Source organism: Brevibacillus sp. NPDC003359, from assembly GCF_042878995.1.
GTDB lineage: Bacteria > Bacillota > Bacilli > Brevibacillales > Brevibacillaceae > Brevibacillus.
On sequence record NZ_JBIAOR010000015.1, the window covers coordinates 116795 to 133590 of the forward strand.

At 47.5% G+C, this 16796-nt stretch carries 14 protein-coding genes and 24 tRNA genes; 30 read left to right on the forward strand and 8 right to left on the reverse strand.

What is annotated here, in order from left to right; genetic code table 11:
* Window positions 1–11: 11 nt before the first annotated feature.
* From mnmG to rpmH, 8 genes are all read right to left on the reverse strand, one after another.
* Window positions 12–1910: a tRNA uridine-5-carboxymethylaminomethyl(34) synthesis enzyme MnmG gene (gene mnmG, locus ACFYU8_RS25870; RefSeq protein ID WP_390305235.1), complete on the reverse strand. Its 1899-nt coding sequence runs from the start codon at window positions 1908–1910 to the stop codon at window positions 12–14.
* Window positions 1911–1926: 16 nt separating this feature from the next.
* Entirely contained in the window at window positions 1927–3303 is a 1377-nt protein-coding gene (gene mnmE, locus ACFYU8_RS25875; RefSeq protein ID WP_390305237.1) for a tRNA uridine-5-carboxymethylaminomethyl(34) synthesis GTPase MnmE, read from the reverse strand.
* Window positions 3304–3591: 288 nt separating this feature from the next.
* The gene (gene jag / locus ACFYU8_RS25880) at window positions 3592–4221 is read right to left on the reverse strand and encodes an RNA-binding cell elongation regulator Jag/EloR (protein WP_390305238.1); all 630 of its coding nucleotides are present in this window, start codon (window positions 4219–4221) and stop codon (window positions 3592–3594) included.
* A complete protein-coding gene (gene yidC, locus ACFYU8_RS25885) occupies window positions 4218–4976 on the reverse strand; it encodes a membrane protein insertase YidC (protein ID WP_390305239.1) in 759 nt (252 codons plus the stop codon). Before yidC ends, jag begins: the two co-directional genes overlap by 4 nt.
* 38 nt (window positions 4977–5014) lie before the next feature.
* Window positions 5015–5239 carry a membrane protein insertion efficiency factor YidD gene (yidD, locus tag ACFYU8_RS25890; RefSeq protein WP_208637804.1) on the reverse strand — a complete coding sequence of 75 codons (225 nt, stop codon included), beginning with the start codon at window positions 5237–5239 and terminating at the stop codon, window positions 5015–5017.
* A 4-nt stretch (window positions 5240–5243) separates the two neighbouring features.
* Window positions 5244–5624 carry a ribonuclease P protein component gene (gene rnpA / locus ACFYU8_RS25895; RefSeq protein WP_390305241.1) on the reverse strand — a complete coding sequence of 127 codons (381 nt, stop codon included), beginning with the start codon at window positions 5622–5624 and terminating at the stop codon, window positions 5244–5246.
* A 141-nt stretch (window positions 5625–5765) separates the two neighbouring features.
* Complete coding sequence (locus tag ACFYU8_RS25900) at window positions 5766–6740, reverse strand: nucleotidyltransferase family protein (protein ID WP_390305243.1); 975 nt, start codon at window positions 6738–6740, stop codon at window positions 5766–5768.
* A 164-nt stretch (window positions 6741–6904) separates the two neighbouring features.
* A complete protein-coding gene (gene rpmH / locus ACFYU8_RS25905) occupies window positions 6905–7039 on the reverse strand; it encodes a 50S ribosomal protein L34 (RefSeq protein WP_007720125.1) in 135 nt (44 codons plus the stop codon).
* Window positions 7040–7599: 560 nt separating this feature from the next.
* On the opposite strand from rpmH, the gene dnaA reads away from it, so the two are divergent.
* From dnaA to ACFYU8_RS26055, 30 genes are all read left to right on the forward strand, one after another.
* Complete coding sequence (gene dnaA / locus ACFYU8_RS25910; protein ID WP_390305245.1) at window positions 7600–8985, forward strand: chromosomal replication initiator protein DnaA; 1386 nt, start codon at window positions 7600–7602, stop codon at window positions 8983–8985.
* A gap of 207 nt (window positions 8986–9192) precedes the next feature.
* Window positions 9193–10332: a DNA polymerase III subunit beta gene (dnaN, locus tag ACFYU8_RS25915; RefSeq protein WP_390305248.1), complete on the forward strand. Its 1140-nt coding sequence runs from the start codon at window positions 9193–9195 to the stop codon at window positions 10330–10332.
* Between the two features lie 32 nt (window positions 10333–10364).
* Window positions 10365–10580 carry a S4 domain-containing protein YaaA gene (gene yaaA, locus ACFYU8_RS25920; RefSeq protein WP_007720120.1) on the forward strand — a complete coding sequence of 72 codons (216 nt, stop codon included), beginning with the start codon at window positions 10365–10367 and terminating at the stop codon, window positions 10578–10580.
* 16 nt (window positions 10581–10596) lie between these two features.
* Window positions 10597–11715, forward strand: a complete 1119-nt coding sequence (recF, locus tag ACFYU8_RS25925) for a DNA replication/repair protein RecF (RefSeq protein WP_390305250.1) — start codon at window positions 10597–10599, stop codon at window positions 11713–11715.
* A 12-nt stretch (window positions 11716–11727) separates the two neighbouring features.
* Window positions 11728–12015 (forward strand): extracellular matrix regulator RemB, encoded by a 288-nt coding sequence (gene remB / locus ACFYU8_RS25930; RefSeq protein ID WP_007720118.1) that lies wholly within the window; start codon window positions 11728–11730, stop codon window positions 12013–12015.
* Window positions 12015–13940, forward strand: coding sequence for a DNA topoisomerase (ATP-hydrolyzing) subunit B (gene gyrB / locus ACFYU8_RS25935; protein WP_390305252.1), 1926 nt, complete (start codon window positions 12015–12017; stop codon window positions 13938–13940). Before remB ends, gyrB begins: the two co-directional genes overlap by 1 nt.
* A 218-nt stretch (window positions 13941–14158) precedes the next feature.
* A tRNA-Ile gene (locus ACFYU8_RS25940) sits at window positions 14159–14235 on the forward strand.
* A 44-nt stretch (window positions 14236–14279) separates the two neighbouring features.
* Window positions 14280–14355 (forward strand) — tRNA-Ala (locus ACFYU8_RS25945).
* Between the two features lie 17 nt (window positions 14356–14372).
* Window positions 14373–14448, forward strand: a tRNA-Asn gene (locus tag ACFYU8_RS25950).
* Between the two features lie 7 nt (window positions 14449–14455).
* Window positions 14456–14529, forward strand: a tRNA-Glu gene (locus ACFYU8_RS25955).
* Between the two features lie 33 nt (window positions 14530–14562).
* Window positions 14563–14638, forward strand: a tRNA-Val gene (locus ACFYU8_RS25960).
* A 78-nt stretch (window positions 14639–14716) separates the two neighbouring features.
* Window positions 14717–14793 (forward strand) — tRNA-Met (locus ACFYU8_RS25965).
* A 5-nt stretch (window positions 14794–14798) separates the two neighbouring features.
* Window positions 14799–14875: transfer RNA gene (locus ACFYU8_RS25970), tRNA-Asp, on the forward strand.
* Window positions 14876–14910: 35 nt separating this feature from the next.
* Window positions 14911–14986, forward strand: a tRNA-Phe gene (locus ACFYU8_RS25975).
* Window positions 14987–15000: 14 nt separating this feature from the next.
* Window positions 15001–15076: transfer RNA gene (locus ACFYU8_RS25980), tRNA-Thr, on the forward strand.
* 44 nt (window positions 15077–15120) lie between these two features.
* Window positions 15121–15205 (forward strand) — tRNA-Tyr (locus ACFYU8_RS25985).
* An 18-nt stretch (window positions 15206–15223) separates the two neighbouring features.
* Window positions 15224–15298: transfer RNA gene (locus ACFYU8_RS25990), tRNA-Gln, on the forward strand.
* A 7-nt stretch (window positions 15299–15305) separates the two neighbouring features.
* Window positions 15306–15381, forward strand: a tRNA-Lys gene (locus tag ACFYU8_RS25995).
* A 30-nt stretch (window positions 15382–15411) separates the two neighbouring features.
* Window positions 15412–15497 (forward strand) — tRNA-Leu (locus ACFYU8_RS26000).
* Between the two features lie 16 nt (window positions 15498–15513).
* Window positions 15514–15589: transfer RNA gene (locus tag ACFYU8_RS26005), tRNA-Gly, on the forward strand.
* A 6-nt stretch (window positions 15590–15595) separates the two neighbouring features.
* A tRNA-Arg gene (locus ACFYU8_RS26010) sits at window positions 15596–15669 on the forward strand.
* 32 nt (window positions 15670–15701) lie between these two features.
* Window positions 15702–15778, forward strand: a tRNA-Pro gene (locus ACFYU8_RS26015).
* Window positions 15779–15794: 16 nt separating this feature from the next.
* Window positions 15795–15876, forward strand: a tRNA-Leu gene (locus tag ACFYU8_RS26020).
* A gap of 7 nt (window positions 15877–15883) precedes the next feature.
* A tRNA-Gly gene (locus ACFYU8_RS26025) sits at window positions 15884–15957 on the forward strand.
* Window positions 15958–15965: 8 nt separating this feature from the next.
* Window positions 15966–16054: transfer RNA gene (locus ACFYU8_RS26030), tRNA-Ser, on the forward strand.
* Window positions 16055–16078: 24 nt separating this feature from the next.
* Window positions 16079–16155: transfer RNA gene (locus ACFYU8_RS26035), tRNA-Met, on the forward strand.
* 1 nt (window position 16156) lies between these two features.
* Window positions 16157–16230, forward strand: a tRNA-Trp gene (locus ACFYU8_RS26040).
* 32 nt (window positions 16231–16262) lie between these two features.
* Window positions 16263–16338, forward strand: a tRNA-His gene (locus tag ACFYU8_RS26045).
* Window positions 16339–16358: 20 nt separating this feature from the next.
* A tRNA-Arg gene (locus tag ACFYU8_RS26050) sits at window positions 16359–16432 on the forward strand.
* A gap of 8 nt (window positions 16433–16440) precedes the next feature.
* Window positions 16441–16525: transfer RNA gene (locus tag ACFYU8_RS26055), tRNA-Leu, on the forward strand.
* Window positions 16526–16796: the final 271 nt, after the last annotated feature.

Genomic DNA, 16796 nt, shown 5'->3' on the forward strand with positions numbered 1-16796 from the left:
AGCTTTTCTCCTTACTCGGCTACTCCCACGCGTTTGTACTCCAGATATACCATCAACACGGAAATGTCTGCTGGAGTAACCCCTGCGATACGAGCTGCCTGCCCGATGTTCAACGGACGAATTTTGGTCATATTGTCGCGGGATTCCTTGGACAAGCCGGAGATCTGGTGGTAGTCAATATCCGTTGGGATGCGGCGCTCCTCCATTTTTTTCATCCGCTCTACTTGTTGCAATGATTTTTTGATGTAGCCATCGTATTTGATCTGAATTTCAACCTGTTCCGTTACATCCTCTGGCAGTGCTTCTGGTGCAGGGACCATTTGAGCAATGTGTCCGTAGTTGATTTCCGGACGACGTAGCAGTTGAGCCAGCTCGATGACATCTGTCAGTTCAGGAGAACCTGCGTTACGCAAAACCTCTTGGACATGTGTCATTTCAGGACGTACGCGCGTGTTTGCTACACGTTCTTTTTCTTGCTCAATCAGCTCGCGTTTTTGGTTAAACCGGTTGTAGCGCTCTTCGCTGATCAGACCGATTTCACGTCCGATATCCGTCAGGCGCAAGTCTGCATTGTCGTGACGAAGCAGCAAGCGATATTCTGCACGAGAAGTAAGCAGACGATAAGGCTCATGCGTTCCCTTAGTAACAAGGTCGTCAATCAAGACACCGATGTACGCCTCTTCTCGTCCCAAAACTACTGGTGGTTCCCCTTGAACGCGGCGTGCTGCGTTAATCCCTGCCATGAGACCTTGACCCGCTGCTTCTTCATAACCAGAGGTACCATTGATTTGTCCTGCTGTGAACAAGCCCGGCAATATTTTTGTTTCCAAAGAAGGCCAGAGCTGCGTCGGTACGACCGAATCATACTCAATCGCATAACCAGGGCGCATCATTTTGACTTCTTCCATTCCAGCCATGGAACGCAGCATGGAAAGCTGAACATCCTCCGGCAAGCTGGTCGACAAACCTTGTACATACATTTCTTCGGTATTGCGCCCTTCTGGCTCCAAGAAAATTTGGTGACGCGGTTTATCGTTAAAACGAACGACTTTATCCTCAATCGAAGGGCAATAGCGCGGTCCCGTTCCCTCGATCATCCCAGAATACATAGGTGCACGATGCAGATTGCTATTGATGAGTCCATGTGTTTCTTCATTTGTATATGTCAGCCAGCAAGGCAACTGGTCCATAATAAATTCCGTAGTTTCATACGAAAAAGCTCGCGGTACCGGATCACCAGGCTGAATCTCCATTTTGGAGAAATCTACACTGCTGCTATGAACACGTGGAGGCGTTCCCGTCTTGAAGCGCGTCATTTCAAAACCGAGTTCCTTCAAATGATGTGCCAGACGAATGGACGGACGCATGTTGTTCGGTCCACTTTCGTACTGGAGATCTCCGAGGATGATCTTTCCGCGCAAATAGGTTCCAGTCGTCAACACGACGGATTTGGCCATGTATCGTGCCCCAGTTTGCGTAATAACCCCTTCGCAAACCCCATCGTTCACGATCAGCTCTTCCACCATGGCTTGACGCAAGATCAAATTCGGAGTATTTTCAATCGTCTTCTTCATTTCATGCTGATACGCAAATTTGTCTGCTTGTGCGCGCAAGGCATGCACAGCCGGTCCTTTACCTGTATTCAGCATACGCATTTGAATATGGGTTTTGTCGGTATTGCGTCCCATCTCTCCACCAAGCGCGTCCAGTTCGCGTACGACGTGGCCTTTTGCCGGACCACCTACGGAAGGGTTACATGGCATGTACGCCACAGCATCCAGGTTGATCGTCAACAGCAATGTACTGCAGCCCATACGTGCAGCCGCCAACGCCGCTTCAGCACCAGCATGACCGGCACCAATTACGATGACGTCAAACGAGCCCGCTTCATATGCAGGTACAACGTTCATTTTTTGTCCTCCTCTATCACTTACCCAGACAGAACTGGGAGAAAATCTGGTCAATCAAATCTTCGCCGACACTTTCTCCGATAACTTCCCCAAGCAGCTCCCACGACTTTTTAATGTCGATCTGAATCATGTCTACTGGCATCAAGTCATCGATTCCACCCAGCGCTTCATCTATAGCTCGTTCTGCCTGACGAAGCAGTTGAATATGTCTGGCGTTGCTCACATAGGTCAAGTCATCCTGCTGCACACGGCCACTGAAGAAAATCTCCCCAATTGCCTGCTCCAGCAGATCGATCCCCGTCTCCTCACGCGCAGACGTCATAATCAACGGCTGCTGAGGGAAATGACGCTTGATCTCTTCCAAATCCACTTTTTGCGGCAGGTCAAATTTATTGACAATCACAATCACATGGAAACCCTTTGCCGCTTCAAAAATCGCGTAATCATCGGCGGAGAGAGGCTCGTTATAATTGATCACGAGCAACACGAGGTCAGCCTTTTGCAGCAGCTGTCTGGACTTTTCTACCCCGATTTTCTCCACGATGTCCTCTGTATCGCGAATTCCTGCGGTATCGATGAGCCGCAAAGGAACCCCGCGGACATTGACATACTCTTCGATGACATCGCGTGTCGTTCCCGCAACGTCAGTCACAATCGCCTTTTCCTCTTGGACCAGACTATTTAATAGAGAAGATTTCCCTACATTCGGACGTCCAATAATCGCGGTCGACAAGCCTTCACGCAAAATTTTCCCTTGCTGTGCAGTCTGCAACAGTCGTTGGATCTCACCTTTAACCTCCAGGCACTTTCCTCGCAAGAAATTTTGTGTAAACTCCTCAACGTCATGCTCTGGATAGTCCAGCGTTACTTCTATATGGGCCATCGCTTCAATCAGGTTTTGGCGCAGCTGCCGAATGAGCCTGGACAGCTTCCCTTCTACTTGATTCAATGCGACCTTCATCGCTCTGTCTGTTTTCGCCCGGATCAAATCAATGACAGCTTCAGCCTGAGACAAATCGACACGTCCATTTAGGAACGCACGCTTTGTGAACTCACCTGGCTCCGCCAATCTTGCTCCATTTTCCAAGATTAACTCCAGAACCTTTTCAACTGAAACGATTCCTCCATGACAGTTTACCTCGACTACATCCTCCCTCGTAAATGTACGGGGAGCCTTCATTACAGAGACCAGCACCTCTTCCACTCGTGCACCTGTGTTTGGCTCATGCAAGTGCCCATAGTGAATCGTATGGCTGTCCACAGTGGACAACCGCTGCTTTCCTTTATATATCTTATCCACAACTTCGATCGCTTCCGCACCGCTTACCCGGATCACGGCAATACCGCCTTCACCCATTGGTGTTGCGACCGCCGCTATTGTATCGAATTTCATGCTGTTCACCTCAAGCTTTCCACTCTTACAAGTCAGCCACTAACTTACTAGCATAACAGATCGTCTAGAAAAATTCCAAAAGAAAGTGCAGCCATCGATGTGGCTAACCATTCAATAGGAAAAAGCAACCCTATCCGCCAAGGTTGCTGTCCGTTTTGGTTATCCACAGTATAATCATTTTCGCAAATCCTCAACCATTTGGTCAATTATCCACAGTGGACAACTTCTTGAAGAGATTGTTCAAAATGTCGTCGCTTGCTCTCTTGAATTCGGGCAAAAAAAAGAAGCCTAACGAGAGGCTTCTTTCGGTGCAATCACGATATAACGATTCGGCTCGTCTCCTTCACTGAAGGTAACCACATCCGCTCTCTTTTGCAAGAAGGCGTGGATTACTTTCCGTTCAGCAGCAGACATTGGTTCCAGACGTACATCCCGTTTGGTCGATAACGCTTTTTTCGCCACACGATCTGCGAGCTGCTCCAATGTTTCCTTGCGACGCAGCCTGTAATTTTCGGCATCCAGAGTGATACGTACATGTTTGTCCGCATGACGGTTCGCTACGACGTTTACGAGATACTGTAATGAATCAAGAGTTTGCCCCCTGCGGCCAATAATGATTCCCAGATTGGTTCCCTGGATGTCAAACAGCATGCCCTCTTCATTTGTACGCGTCTCCACTTTGGCATTCACCTTCATGTTCGACAAAACGTCTTGAAGAAAGTCACGTCCCTGTGCAACCGGATCAAAGTGAAATTCTACTTGCACTTTAGCATCCTTTGCCCCAATCAGTCCAAACAAACCTCTGCTTGGTTCTTCTAGAACTTGGATCGTTGCCCGCTCACGCGACACTCCCAATTCCAGCAAAGCTTTTTGCACAGCATCGTCGATCGTTTTTGCCGTAGCTACCACCTTTTTCACTTGGAGGCTCCCCCCTTAGGAGTAGGCATATTTCCTTTATCACGATACAGGAAGTAGGTTTGTACAATGGTAAACAGGTTACCGTATACCCAGTACAGAGACAGCGCTGATGGCAATGTGACGGCAATCGCCAAAATCATCAGCGGCATCATGATGATCATCATTTGCATTTGTGGGTTTCCTTGGTTTGCCTGACCCATCATCTTGGACTGCAAGTACGTCGTAATCGCTGCAACAATCGGCAAAATGTAGTACGGGTCTTTTTCTCCCAACGTCAGCCACATGAACGTTTGCGAGTTAATCTCAGTCGTACGGATGATCGCATGGTAGAACGCGATCAAAATCGGCATTTGTACCAACATTGGCAAGCATCCAGCCAACGGATTAACACCGCTTTTCTGGAACAAAGCCATTGTTTCCGTTTGCGCTTTTTGTGGATCATTCTTGTGCTTCTCCCGGATCTTTTGCATCTCCGGTTGAATCTCTTGCATTTTCTTGGAGCTCTTAATTTGCTTTATCATCAATGGAAGCACAATGATTCGAATGATGATCGTTGCAATCAGAATACCCAGACCGTAGTTGTTTCCGAGTATCAATGCGCTCTCTTTAATCAGCCAGGACAGTGGATAGACAAAATACTTGTCCCAAATGCCGGTTGCGTCAGGGCCAATTGGTGCAGCAGCTTGGGGGTTACAGCCCGACAAAACTAGAACCAGCATAGTCAGCATAAGAATGCTGAGTGTACGTCTACTCAAGGGTGATCCTCCTTTTCCCCGCTTCAATTGAGGTAATCTTATTTGTGCTGATCCGGGACTGGATCATACCCGCCCGGGTGGAACGGATGGCATTTCAAAATGCGACGAAGGGCCAACCAGCCTCCCTTCCACGCGCCAAATCGACGAATCGACTCAATCGCGTAGTGAGAACAGGTGGGCGCGAATCTGCATGAAGGTGGTTTATACGGAGAAATCATTAGTTGGTATCCCCGGATCAACCAAACCATGATCTTCACCATCATCGTTTCACCCTCTTTTTCCATCTCTTTTTCCATTATGTACGGGTGTCGGTTTGATCACTTTGGCTCGCTTCATCACATGTAACAGAGATTGCTCAATGGCTTCAAGCGTCATCGTTTCCACACCCGGACGTGCGATGATGACGAGATCGAGACCGACTGGAATAACAGACTCCATTCGAGCTACTACTTCGCGTATAAGCCGCTTGACTCTATTGCGGACAACAGCATTGCCAATTTTTTTACTGACGGAAATTCCAGCGCGAAAAGCCGTTTGTCCCTCTTGCTTTGCTGAATACAAGACAAACTGCTTATTAGCAGCAGAACTTCCTCGTTGAAACACAGCTTGGAATTGCTCATTTTTTTTGAGCCGGTGTGAACGATGCAAAGGTAAACAACCCCTAACATCACAATTATAGTAGAAAACGTAAACAGCATCTACCAGTATATCCTTGTTTCGTCCACTTTTTTCCCTAAGTATACTAGGTTTAGAACAAAATCAAAAATTCAGCGGAAAAAATACAGGATATCAGCCAATTTCTGCGATGATTTCTGCACTGACATGGCGCAAGAGAGAGAGCAATTGCTCATCTGCTTGGAAAAAGCCCAATTTCTTGAGTGGCACATAAATCTGGGAAGGCAGCTCCGCCCAATGCTCCTCCAGCCACTTGTCAGAATCCACACTGTGATATAACCAAATCGCCTCTGAAAATAATAGAAACCCGGCCATATCAAGCTGATTTCTCTCCTGGCATCTCTGAACCTTCCTCTTTACTAACCAATCATTTTCAGCCGCCAGCGCAAACGCAAACTCGATCCCCTCATTTTTTGACCGTAGGTGAGCTCGGTAGTCCGCCAATAACACGAGTACATCATGTACATTTTGATTACTCCGGTATGTCTCCTGCAAAAAAACATCCATTCCGTCCGAATGTCCTGCTTTCTGTACCAACTGATACAACACTGCATCACTCAATGAATGCCCATGGAAAAAGGCACGCATTTGCAACGCCCCAATCCATCCTGCCCATGCAGCCAAGTAAGCCGAATATGGAAAGCCTTCCGATAAGGCAGCCTGCGCCTCTTCGTGAAATGCAACTACTCCCGCTTTTGCCTGTGCGAACATTTTCGCTTTTCCAGCCGGGGAATCCATATAGGCGCAAATGGCCTTCATCCAGGAAGTGAACCGATCCTCTGGGTCCAGAACAACCTTTGCTTCCTTTACGTAACGCCATGCCCACGGATTTTCGTACACTTCTTCATCTGTAGGAGCAGATTGGACATGAAGCTGTATCACATGCCCTCTAAACAGACGATTTTCGCAGGAAGGATCATCTTCTCCCTCCACAAAAATATGTAAATCGAGGTCGCTGTACGCGTCCGCTTCTCCCCTCCCGACAGATCCACCCGCATAGGCACATACCAAGCTGGCTAGAGGCCATTCATCCAGAAAATCTCGCGCCAACGATACAAAAAAGTCGGTTTCATCCTTGCCTTGCTCCATCGACCTCCTCCTGCCCCTTCCATAATGAAATAAAAAGATTTTCAGTAGCTAGGTAACGATTATCCCTCAAAAGGTTTCCACATCGGAGAAGGTCTTCCTCTTTCTATAAGAAAAAGAATTTTCAGACATATGTAGACAAACAAAAAGGCCACTGAAAGTGTGGCCTAAGCGGAAAGAACTTTTCTACCTCTTTGACGACGAGCAGCCAAAATTTTACGGCCATTTTTCGTGCTCATGCGCTTACGGAATCCATGATCCTTTTTGCGCTTGCGGTTGTTAGGATTGAAAGATGGTTTCATTACGTATACACCTCCGTCTTGCAAAGACATTCTTTTGCATTATAAGAACATATGCCTAAAAAGTCAAGTGAGGGTGGAATTTCATTACCAAGGCAAATATCCCCATAAAACTATTTCCCGGACCTGTGGATATCGTTTTATCCACAAAATCAGATTTCGACAAGTTTATCTACAGCTTGTACACAAAATATAGGGATGTGAATATGTGGCAGGTACCAGAAGTTGTGTTTGTGGATAAGTATGAAAAAACCATTGATACCATGCCTTATATCTGTTATTATGTTTTTGTTTTGAAGCGTGAATAACTCCGATACGTGAATCGGTTTTTCCACAGGGTGTGGATAAGTTTGTGGACAGATTCTTTCCTATGTGTATGTCGTTACTCACAGGATTGAGGATAACCGTCTGCTTTTTTTCACTTCTACGAGCGGAATCCCTATATTTCGACTTTTTTTATCCACAGTCGCTACATACGGCTGTGTTGACAATTAGGTCACAACATAGCAGGTTTTTGCACTTTTTCTCGATTATTATGGATCGGTGCTTCATCAATTTTTCGGATGGCCCAGAAGGAGGGATTCTGGTTGGATGCAGCGATTAGCGAACTATGGCGCAAAGTACTCGCCAAGATAGAAAAATCGCTAAGCAAACCCAGTTTTGATACCTGGCTGAAGGCGACAAAGGCAACTACATTGGAAGAAGATGCATTGATCGTCGTCGCACCAAACGACTTTGCTCGTGATTGGCTAGAAACCAGGTACGCACAACTGATTACCGATACACTATATGAAGTGACGGGTATCAATATGAAAGTAAAGTTCGTTGCGTTGCAAAATCCTGATGCGGCTTTTGCCGACGAACAACCTGCCCCACGGGTGAAAATGAGCGAACCGCCAACAGTCGCGGATGACCAGCCACCCAGTATCTTAAATCCCAAATATACCTTTGACACGTTTGTCATCGGCTCAGGGAATCGATTCGCTCACGCCGCATCGCTTGCGGTAGCTGAAGCTCCTGCAAAAGCTTACAATCCCCTCTTCATTTACGGAGGAGTCGGACTTGGCAAAACCCACTTAATGCATGCAATTGGCCATTATGTCATTCAGCACAACCCATCGGCGAAAGTGGTCTATTTGTCGTCTGAGAAATTCACCAATGAATTCATCAACTCTATTCGTGACAACAAAGCCGTCGAATTCCGCAATAAATACCGGAGTGTTGACGTTCTTTTAATTGATGACATTCAGTTTTTGGCAGGCAAAGAATCGACACAAGAAGAGTTTTTCCATACGTTCAATGCCTTGCATGAAGAAAGCAAACAAATCATCATCTCCTCCGACCGGCCTCCCAAGGAGATCCCGACACTGGAGGATCGCCTCCGCTCACGCTTCGAATGGGGACTGATTACTGATATTCAGCCGCCAGACCTCGAAACGCGGATTGCGATTTTGCGCAAAAAGGCGAAAGCAGAAAATCTCGATATCCCTAATGAGGTAATGGCGTACATTGCCAACCAGATCGACAGCAACATTCGCGAGCTGGAGGGCGCACTGATTCGTGTCGTGGCCTACTCCTCCTTGATTAATCGCGATATCGACACGCAATTGGCAGCGGAAGCATTGAAAAACATTATTCCTTCCTCCCGCCCGCGCGTGATTACCATTATGGACATCCAACGAACGGTCGGAGAAGCGTACAGCCTGAAACTAGAAGATTTCAAGGCGAAAAAACGGACCAAAACCGTCGCTTTCCCACGTCAGATTGCGATGTATCTCTCCAGAGAGCTGACGGATGCCTCCTTGCCGAAAATCGGTGATGAATTTGGCGGCCGTGACCATACGACAGTCATCCATGCCCATGAGAAAATCTCTCGTGCACTGGCGAATGACCCTCATATGCAAACAACCATTCAGTCGCTCATTGAAAAGTTAAAAGCAAACCACTAAACCTGTGCATAACGCAAAAAGCCTATACACAACTTACCCACATGTGTATAGGCTCTCTTTTACGTACTGAACCCACATATCCACAAATCCACAGGCCCTATTACTACTTCTGTTAAAAAGATCTATCCTAATAAGTTATGATAAAGGCGCAGCCATTATGCAGATTCCAACCAAAAATAATGGCGCCGGAGAGGGAGGCTCACGTCGATGCATATTACCGTTCAGCGTGAAAAGCTGTCGAACGCCGTATCGCATGTTAGCAAAGCAGTTTCTAGCAGAACTACGATTCCAATTTTGACCGGGATTAAAATCAAAACGGATGATGAAGGTTTGACACTGACAGCAAGCGATTCTGATGTGTCTATTGAAGTTCAGATTCCGATGGAAGAAGCCGGAGAATGGGGAGTAACCGTACATCAACCTGGTAGCATCGTGTTGACTGCACGTATTTTCAGCGAAATCGTGCGCAAGCTGCCAAGCAATGAAATCGAAATCCAAGTTGATGATCGTCTCGTAACCCAAATTCGTTCCGGACAAGCCGAGTTCACCATTAACGGTATGGATGCTAACGAATATCCACAGCTGCCGCATCTGGAAGAAGATAAAGTCTTCAGTGTTCCCTGTGATTTGCTGAAGGCGATGATTCGTCAGACTGTTTTTGGTGTATCCACTTCCGAAATGCGTCCGATCTTGACTGGTTTGATGTGGTCGCTTGATCAAGGCAAATTGCGCTTTGTGGCAACCGACAGCCATCGCTTGGCTAGCCGTACAGCTATGGTCGAATGCCCAGAGGATCTTTCTTTCCATAACGTGGTTGTTCCGGGTAAAAGCTGCAATGAATTGGTAAAAATATTGGATGACGACCAAAATCTCGCGGATATCGTTGTTGCGGACAATCAAATTTTGGTGAAGTCCAAGCATATCCTGTTCTATTCCCGTCTCCTGGAAGGAACATATCCGGACACGACCAGAATTATTCCACAAGGAAGCAAAACCGAGATCACGGTCAGCACCAAGGAATTTTTGCAATCCATCGAGCGTGCTTCCTTGCTGAGCCGCGAAGGCAAGTCGAACGTAGTCAAGCTCGTTACGATGCCTGATGGAACCGTCGAAATTACGTCCAATGCACCTGAGATCGGAAAAGTAACGGACCTTTTGATGCCAAAAGCAATGAATGGCGAAGAACTGAAAATTTCCTTCAACGCTAAATACATGATCGATGCGCTGCGTGCAATTGATAGCGCGGAAATCAAAGCGAGCTTTAGCGGCCCGATGAGTCCATTTGTGATCCGTCCAACTGATCACGACTGGATGCTCCATCTGATTTTACCGGTTCGTACGTACTAATTTATTTTTACGTAAAAGAAAGGAGCCAAGCCATGCGTGAGGTTTCCATTAGCACAGACTATATTGCTCTCGGCCAATTTTTGAAGCTGGCTGAAATCATTGATACGGGGGGAATGGCCAAAGCTTTTTTGGCTGAGGTTCCGATCCAGATCAATGGAGAGCTGGACAACAGACGTGGACGCAAGCTATATCCTGGCGATGAAGTGGCGATTGAAGGCTTTGGTCGCTATCAAGTGGTACGCCCCTGAGAGGAGAGCGTGATTCTTGTTTCTCAAGAACCTGTCGCTAACCAATTATCGCAACTACGAAACGATGTCCCTGTCGTTTGACGGTCCCATCCAGTTGTTTATTGGCAACAACGCTCAAGGGAAAACGAATGCTCTCGAATCGATCTATGTTTTGGCACTCGCCAAATCCCACCGAACGCCCCGCGACAAGGAGCTTATTTCCTGGGATGCCGATTATGCCACGATCCGTAGCGATGTTCTTCGTCGCTACGGTTCTGTTCGTTTAGAGCTGCAGTTGACAACCAAAGGAAAGCGGGCCAAAATCAACGGAATGGAGCAGCAGAAGCTGAGCGCCTATGTGGGGGCATTGAATGTCGTCATGTTTGCACCCGAGGATCTTTCCATTGTCAAAGGCGCACCTGCCCAGCGCAGACGTTTCATCGATATGGAAATTGGTCAGGTTTCACCTACGTATCTTTATTATTTGAGCAATTACAACAAAGTGCTGGCCCAGCGAAATCAGCTTTTAAAGGATTTGGCCATGAAAAAAAGTAACTCGCTGGAAATGCTGGCAATTTGGAATACCCAATTAGCCGATTTAGCGGTAAAATTGTTACGGAAGCGTTTTGAGTTCATTCGGAAGCTGGAGACGTGGGCACAGGAAATCCACACCGGCATTACCGACGGCAGGGAAAGACTTTCTTTGCATTACGTAAACTCATCGCCCGTTACAGAAGAGATGACAATAGATCAGGCTGTAGATAAAATGCTTGCTGCCTACGAAGAGGTTCGCGACCGGGAAATCATGCGGGGAAGCACCCTTATTGGTCCACACCGTGATGATTTTTCACTTAAAGTGAACAACATGGATGTGCAAACGTATGGTTCCCAGGGACAGCAACGCACTAGTGCGCTGTCCATTAAATTGGCCGAAATTGAGCTGATTAAAGAAGAAGTGGGAGAATACCCCGTTCTGTTGTTGGATGATGTCTTGTCAGAGTTGGATGAACATCGGCAAACATTACTGCTCGAAACCATTCAGGATCGAGTACAGACGTTTGTAAGTACCACAGGTGTGGAAGGCTTAAAGCATCAGGTTCTCCAGCAAGCCTCTCGTTTTTACGTGAAGGAAGGGAAAATCTCCGGAGAAAGGTAGGGGAAGACAGGGATGTTTATTCACATTGGTGGAGATACTGTGGTGAGCACGAAGGAAGTCATTTCCATTCTTGATCATCAGACTGTGAAATCCTCAAAAATCAATAAAGCGTTCTTGCTCGAAAAAAGTAAGACAGTTGTTGACCATAGCGAGGAAGAAACCAAGTCTTATGTAATCACCCAGAACGCCATTTACTGTTCACCTATTTCTTCTCTGACGCTGAAGCGACGCGCTCAGTTCGTGGACAGCTTGGATCAGTTTCCCTTTGTACAAGCTGAAGTGGAGGAGTTGACAGAGTAGTGGATCAATTGACGACGAAAGATACAAACTACGATGCGAGTCAGATTCAGGTACTGGAAGGGTTAGAGGCAGTTCGGAAACGTCCCGGCATGTACATCGGGTCGACCAGCAGCCGAGGTTTGCATCACCTGGTATGGGAGATTGTCGACAATGCCATTGACGAGGCGCTGGCCGGTTATTGCGACGAGATCTTGGTGGTCATTCATCCAGACAACTCCGTATCTGTAACCGATAACGGTCGAGGAATCCCGACTGGCATTCATGAAAAGACCGGGAAATCCACAGTTGAAACCGTTTTGACTGTATTGCACGCCGGTGGTAAATTCGGCGGTGGCGGATACAAAGTGTCCGGCGGTCTTCACGGGGTAGGTAGCTCGGTAGTGAATGCGCTATCCGAATGGATGGAAGTCGAGGTTAAACAAAATAACCAGGTATACTACATGCGCTTTAAAGTAGGCGCACCAGATGCCGATCTTGCTGTTGTGGGCGAGACTGAAGAGACGGGAACAAAAGTTACTTTCAAGCCCGACCCGACTATTTTTACCGAAACAACCGTATTCGAATACGAGATTTTGCAAAAACGTATTCGCGAGCTGGCGTTCCTTAACAAAGGATTGCGCATCACGCTGAAAGATACGCGTCCAGATCATGAGAAGGAAGAAGCCTTCCACTACGAGGGCGGTATCATCCAGTTCGTAGAATACTTGAATAAAAACCGGGAAGCCCTGCATGACGATGTGATTTATTGCGAAGGGGAAAAAGAGGGTCTTGTCGTGGAGGTTGCCCTTCAGTACAACGACAGCTATGTGAGCAACATCTACTCTTTTGCCAATAACATCAACACGCATGAGGGTGGTACCCACGAAACCGGATTTAAAACGGCTCTTACACGTGTGATCAACGACTACAGCCGCAAATTTAACTTCCTGAAGGAAAAGGATCCGAATCTTTCCGGGGACGATGTGCGTGAAGGCATTACCGCGATTATCTCTGTAAAAATTCAAGAACCTCAGTTTGAAGGACAAACAAAAACGAAGCTGGGCAACTCCGAAGCGCGTAGCATTACCGAGTCTGTCTTTGGTGACCGTTTTAACACCTTCATGGAAGAAAACCCGGGTGTAGCCAAAAAAGTTGTGGAAAAAGCGCTCATGGCATCTCGTGCCCGTGAAGCAGCTCGTAAAGCACGTGAAATGACTCGTCGCAAGAGTGCGCTGGAAGTAAGTGCGCTGCCGGGTAAACTGGCGGACTGCTCTTCCAAGGATGCATCCGAATCTGAACTGTTCATTGTAGAGGGTGACTCGGCGGGCGGTTCTGCGAAGATGGGACGCGATCGTCATTTCCAAGCCATTCTTCCTCTGCGCGGGAAGGTATTGAACGTGGAAAAGGCGCGCTTGGACAAAATTCTTGGTAATAACGAGATTCGTGCCATCATTACGGCACTGGGAACTGGTGTAGGCGAAGACTTTGACATTTCAAAGGCACGTTACCACAAAGTCGTCATTATGACGGACGCCGACGTCGACGGATCGCATATTCGTACGCTCCTGCTGACGTTCTTCTTCCGCTACATGAAACAGTTGATTGAAGCGGGGTATATTTATATTGCACAGCCGCCTCTCTACAGCATCAAGCAAGGGAAGACATTGCATTATGCTTATACCGACAGGCAGCGTGATGAGGTTATCGCTACCTTGAAGGCTCAACCGAAGCCAAACGTCCAACGTTATAAAGGACTAGGTGAGATGAACGCAGATCAATTGTGGGATACTACGATGGATCCAGAAGTTCGTACATTGCTTCAGGTAGATCTTGAGGACGCTATGGATGCCGATATGGTGTTTGAGACACTTATGGGAGACGAAGTAGAGCCTCGCAGGGAGTTTATTGAGCAATACGCGGCAAATGTACGCGATCTTGATATTTAATTTTGAACGAAGAAAAGCTTGTCCTTTACCGGGCAAGCTTTTTCTTAATGAAAATTGTCAAAACACATTTGAAATATAGTATGAACATGACTTATAATAGGGTGTACTTTTGTTAAAACCATTTCACAAAAAAAGTTCACCCACGCAATAAAAAAAATCAAATATTCTATTGCAATGAATAAAAAAGTGTGCTAGATTTAAATTCTGGAAGTAATTATGGGCCTATAGCTCAGTTGGTTAGAGCGCACGCCTGATAAGCGTGAGGTCGGCTGTTCGAGTCAGCCTAGGCCCACCACTTACATAGCTGATATGACAACTGCGTCGTTAAAGCGCCCAGATGGGGCTGTAGCTCAGTTGGGAGAGCGCCTGCCTTGCAAGCAGGAGGTCATCGGTTCGATCCCGTTCAGCTCCACCATTATAAATTATGACTATTCCTCGGTAGCTCAGTTGGTAGAGCAATCGGCTGTTAACCGATCGGTCGGCGGTTCGAGTCCGTCCCGAGGAGCCATTCAAATGGCCCGTTGGTGAAGCGGTTTAACACAGCAGCCTTTCACGCTGTCATACAGGGGTTCGAATCCCCTACGGGTCACCTAGCAAAACGCCCTGCAAACGCAGGGGTCCTGGAGGCTTAGCTCAGCTGGGAGAGCATCTGCCTTACAAGCAGAGGGTCGGCGGTTCGATCCCGTCAGCCTCCACCACTTATTTTAATGGACAAGGAAGGTCAGCTAAAAACGCCACGTCCTGTGGCAACACTGACACTCAGTCGTCCTGACTATCGCGGGATGGAGCAGCTCGGTAGCTCGTCGGGCTCATAACCCGAAGGTCGCAGGTTCAAATCCTGCTCCCGCAACCAAATATGGAGCTGTGGTGAAGTTGGAGTTCACGCCGGTCTGTCACACCGGAGGTCGCGGGTTCGAGTCCCGTCAGCTCCGCCATTTTTTCTCAAGCGATGGCGAAATAAAACGCTTGAGGCTCGGTAGCTCAGTCGGTAGAGCAGAGGACTGAAAATCCTCGTGTCGGCGGTTCGATTCCGTCCCGAGCCACCATTTATATAAAACATGCCGGTATAGCTCAATTGGTAGAGCACCTGACTTGTAATCAGGGGGTTGTGGGTTCAAGTCCTATTGCCGGCACCATTTCCCTTAAAAGTGAATAAGGTTTACTTTTGAAGGACAAGCTTGGGGAGATAGTGAAGTGGCTAAACACGGCAGACTGTAAATCTGCTCCCTCCGGGTTCGGCGGTTCGAATCCGTCTCTCCCCACCATCTTTACTTCATGGCTATTGGGGTATAGCCAAGCGGTAAGGCAACGGACTTTGACTCCGTCATTCCTAGGTTCAAATCCTAGTACCCCAGCCATTTTTGAGAGCCATTAGCTCAGTTGGTAGAGCATCTGACTTTTAATCAGAGGGTCGAAGGTTCGAGTCCTTCATGGCTCACCAGTTTTTAAAACAAGAGATAGATCTTCATATGCGGTCGTGGCGGAATGGCAGACGCGCTGGCTTCAGGTGCCAGTGGTGGCAACACCGTGGAGGTTCAAGTCCTCTCGACCGCACCAAGAAATTCCTTCTTGTGCGGACGTAGCTCAATTGGTAGAGCGTCGCCTTGCCAAGGCGAAGGTCGAGGGTTCGAGACCCTTCGTCCGCTCCATAACATGTGCCCTTAGCTCAGCTGGATAGAGCGTTTGACTACGAATCAAAAGGTCGGGAGTTCGAATCTCTCAGGGCACGCATCTTCATCTTAAAAAGTGAAGAACTATAGTCGGGAAGTAGCTCAGCTTGGTAGAGTACTTGGCTTGGGACCAAGGGGTCGCAGGTTCGAATCCTGTCTTCCCGACCATGTTTCAAATGAATATGCCGGTGTGGCGGAATGGCAGACGCGCGCGACTCAAAATCGTGAGGGAAACCGTGGGGGTTCAAGTCCCTTCACCGGCACCATATTCAAGCGGGTGTAGTTCAATGGTAGAACTCCAGCCTTCCAAGCTGGTCGCGTGGGTTCGATTCCCATCACCCGCTCCATATTTTGCGGAGGGATACCGAAGTGGTCATAACGGGGCGGTCTTGAAAACCGTTAGAGTGCAAGCTCACGGGGGTTCGAATCCCTCTCCCTCCGCCACTTCTTTTTATTACGAATAATTATGGCGGCGTAGCTCAGATGGCTAGAGCGTTCGGTTCATACCCGAAAGGTCGGGGGTTCGATCCCCTCCACCGCTACCATAGGGGCATAGTTTAACGGTAGAACGAAGGTCTCCAAAACCTTTGGTGTGGGTTCGATTCCTACTGCCCCTGCCAAGGAACATTTTTAAAAACGTGTATACATTATGGCGGTCGTGGCGAAGGGGTTAACGCACCGGATTGTGGCTCCGGCACTCGTGGGTTCAAGTCCCATCGATCGCCCCATTTTTTTATAACTACAATATGTCTCAGTAGCTCAGCTGGATAGAGCATCCGCCTTCTAAGCGGACGGTCGGGAGTTCGAACCTCTCCTGAGACGTTTTACATGCGGTCGTGGTGGAATTGGCAGACACACCATCTTGAGGGGGTGGCGGGGCGACCCGTGCGAGTTCGAGTCTCGCCGACCGCACCATTAATTTAAATGAGGTTAAAAAAACCTCTTGATTAATGAAAAATAATGTGGTATATTAAAAATCTACTCACGAAACACTTAAGTTTAAATGAGTAGAACAAATCACATGCAACTTAAAAAAGTTGTTGACTTTAAAAGTTAGATGTGATAAATTAAAAATCTGCACCGAACATAGTGCAAAATGCTCTTTGAAAACTGAACAGCGAAAGCGTTAATGAGTCTATCATTAAATGATTTGCCAGCTTTGAACCAGTAACAAACTTTATTGGAG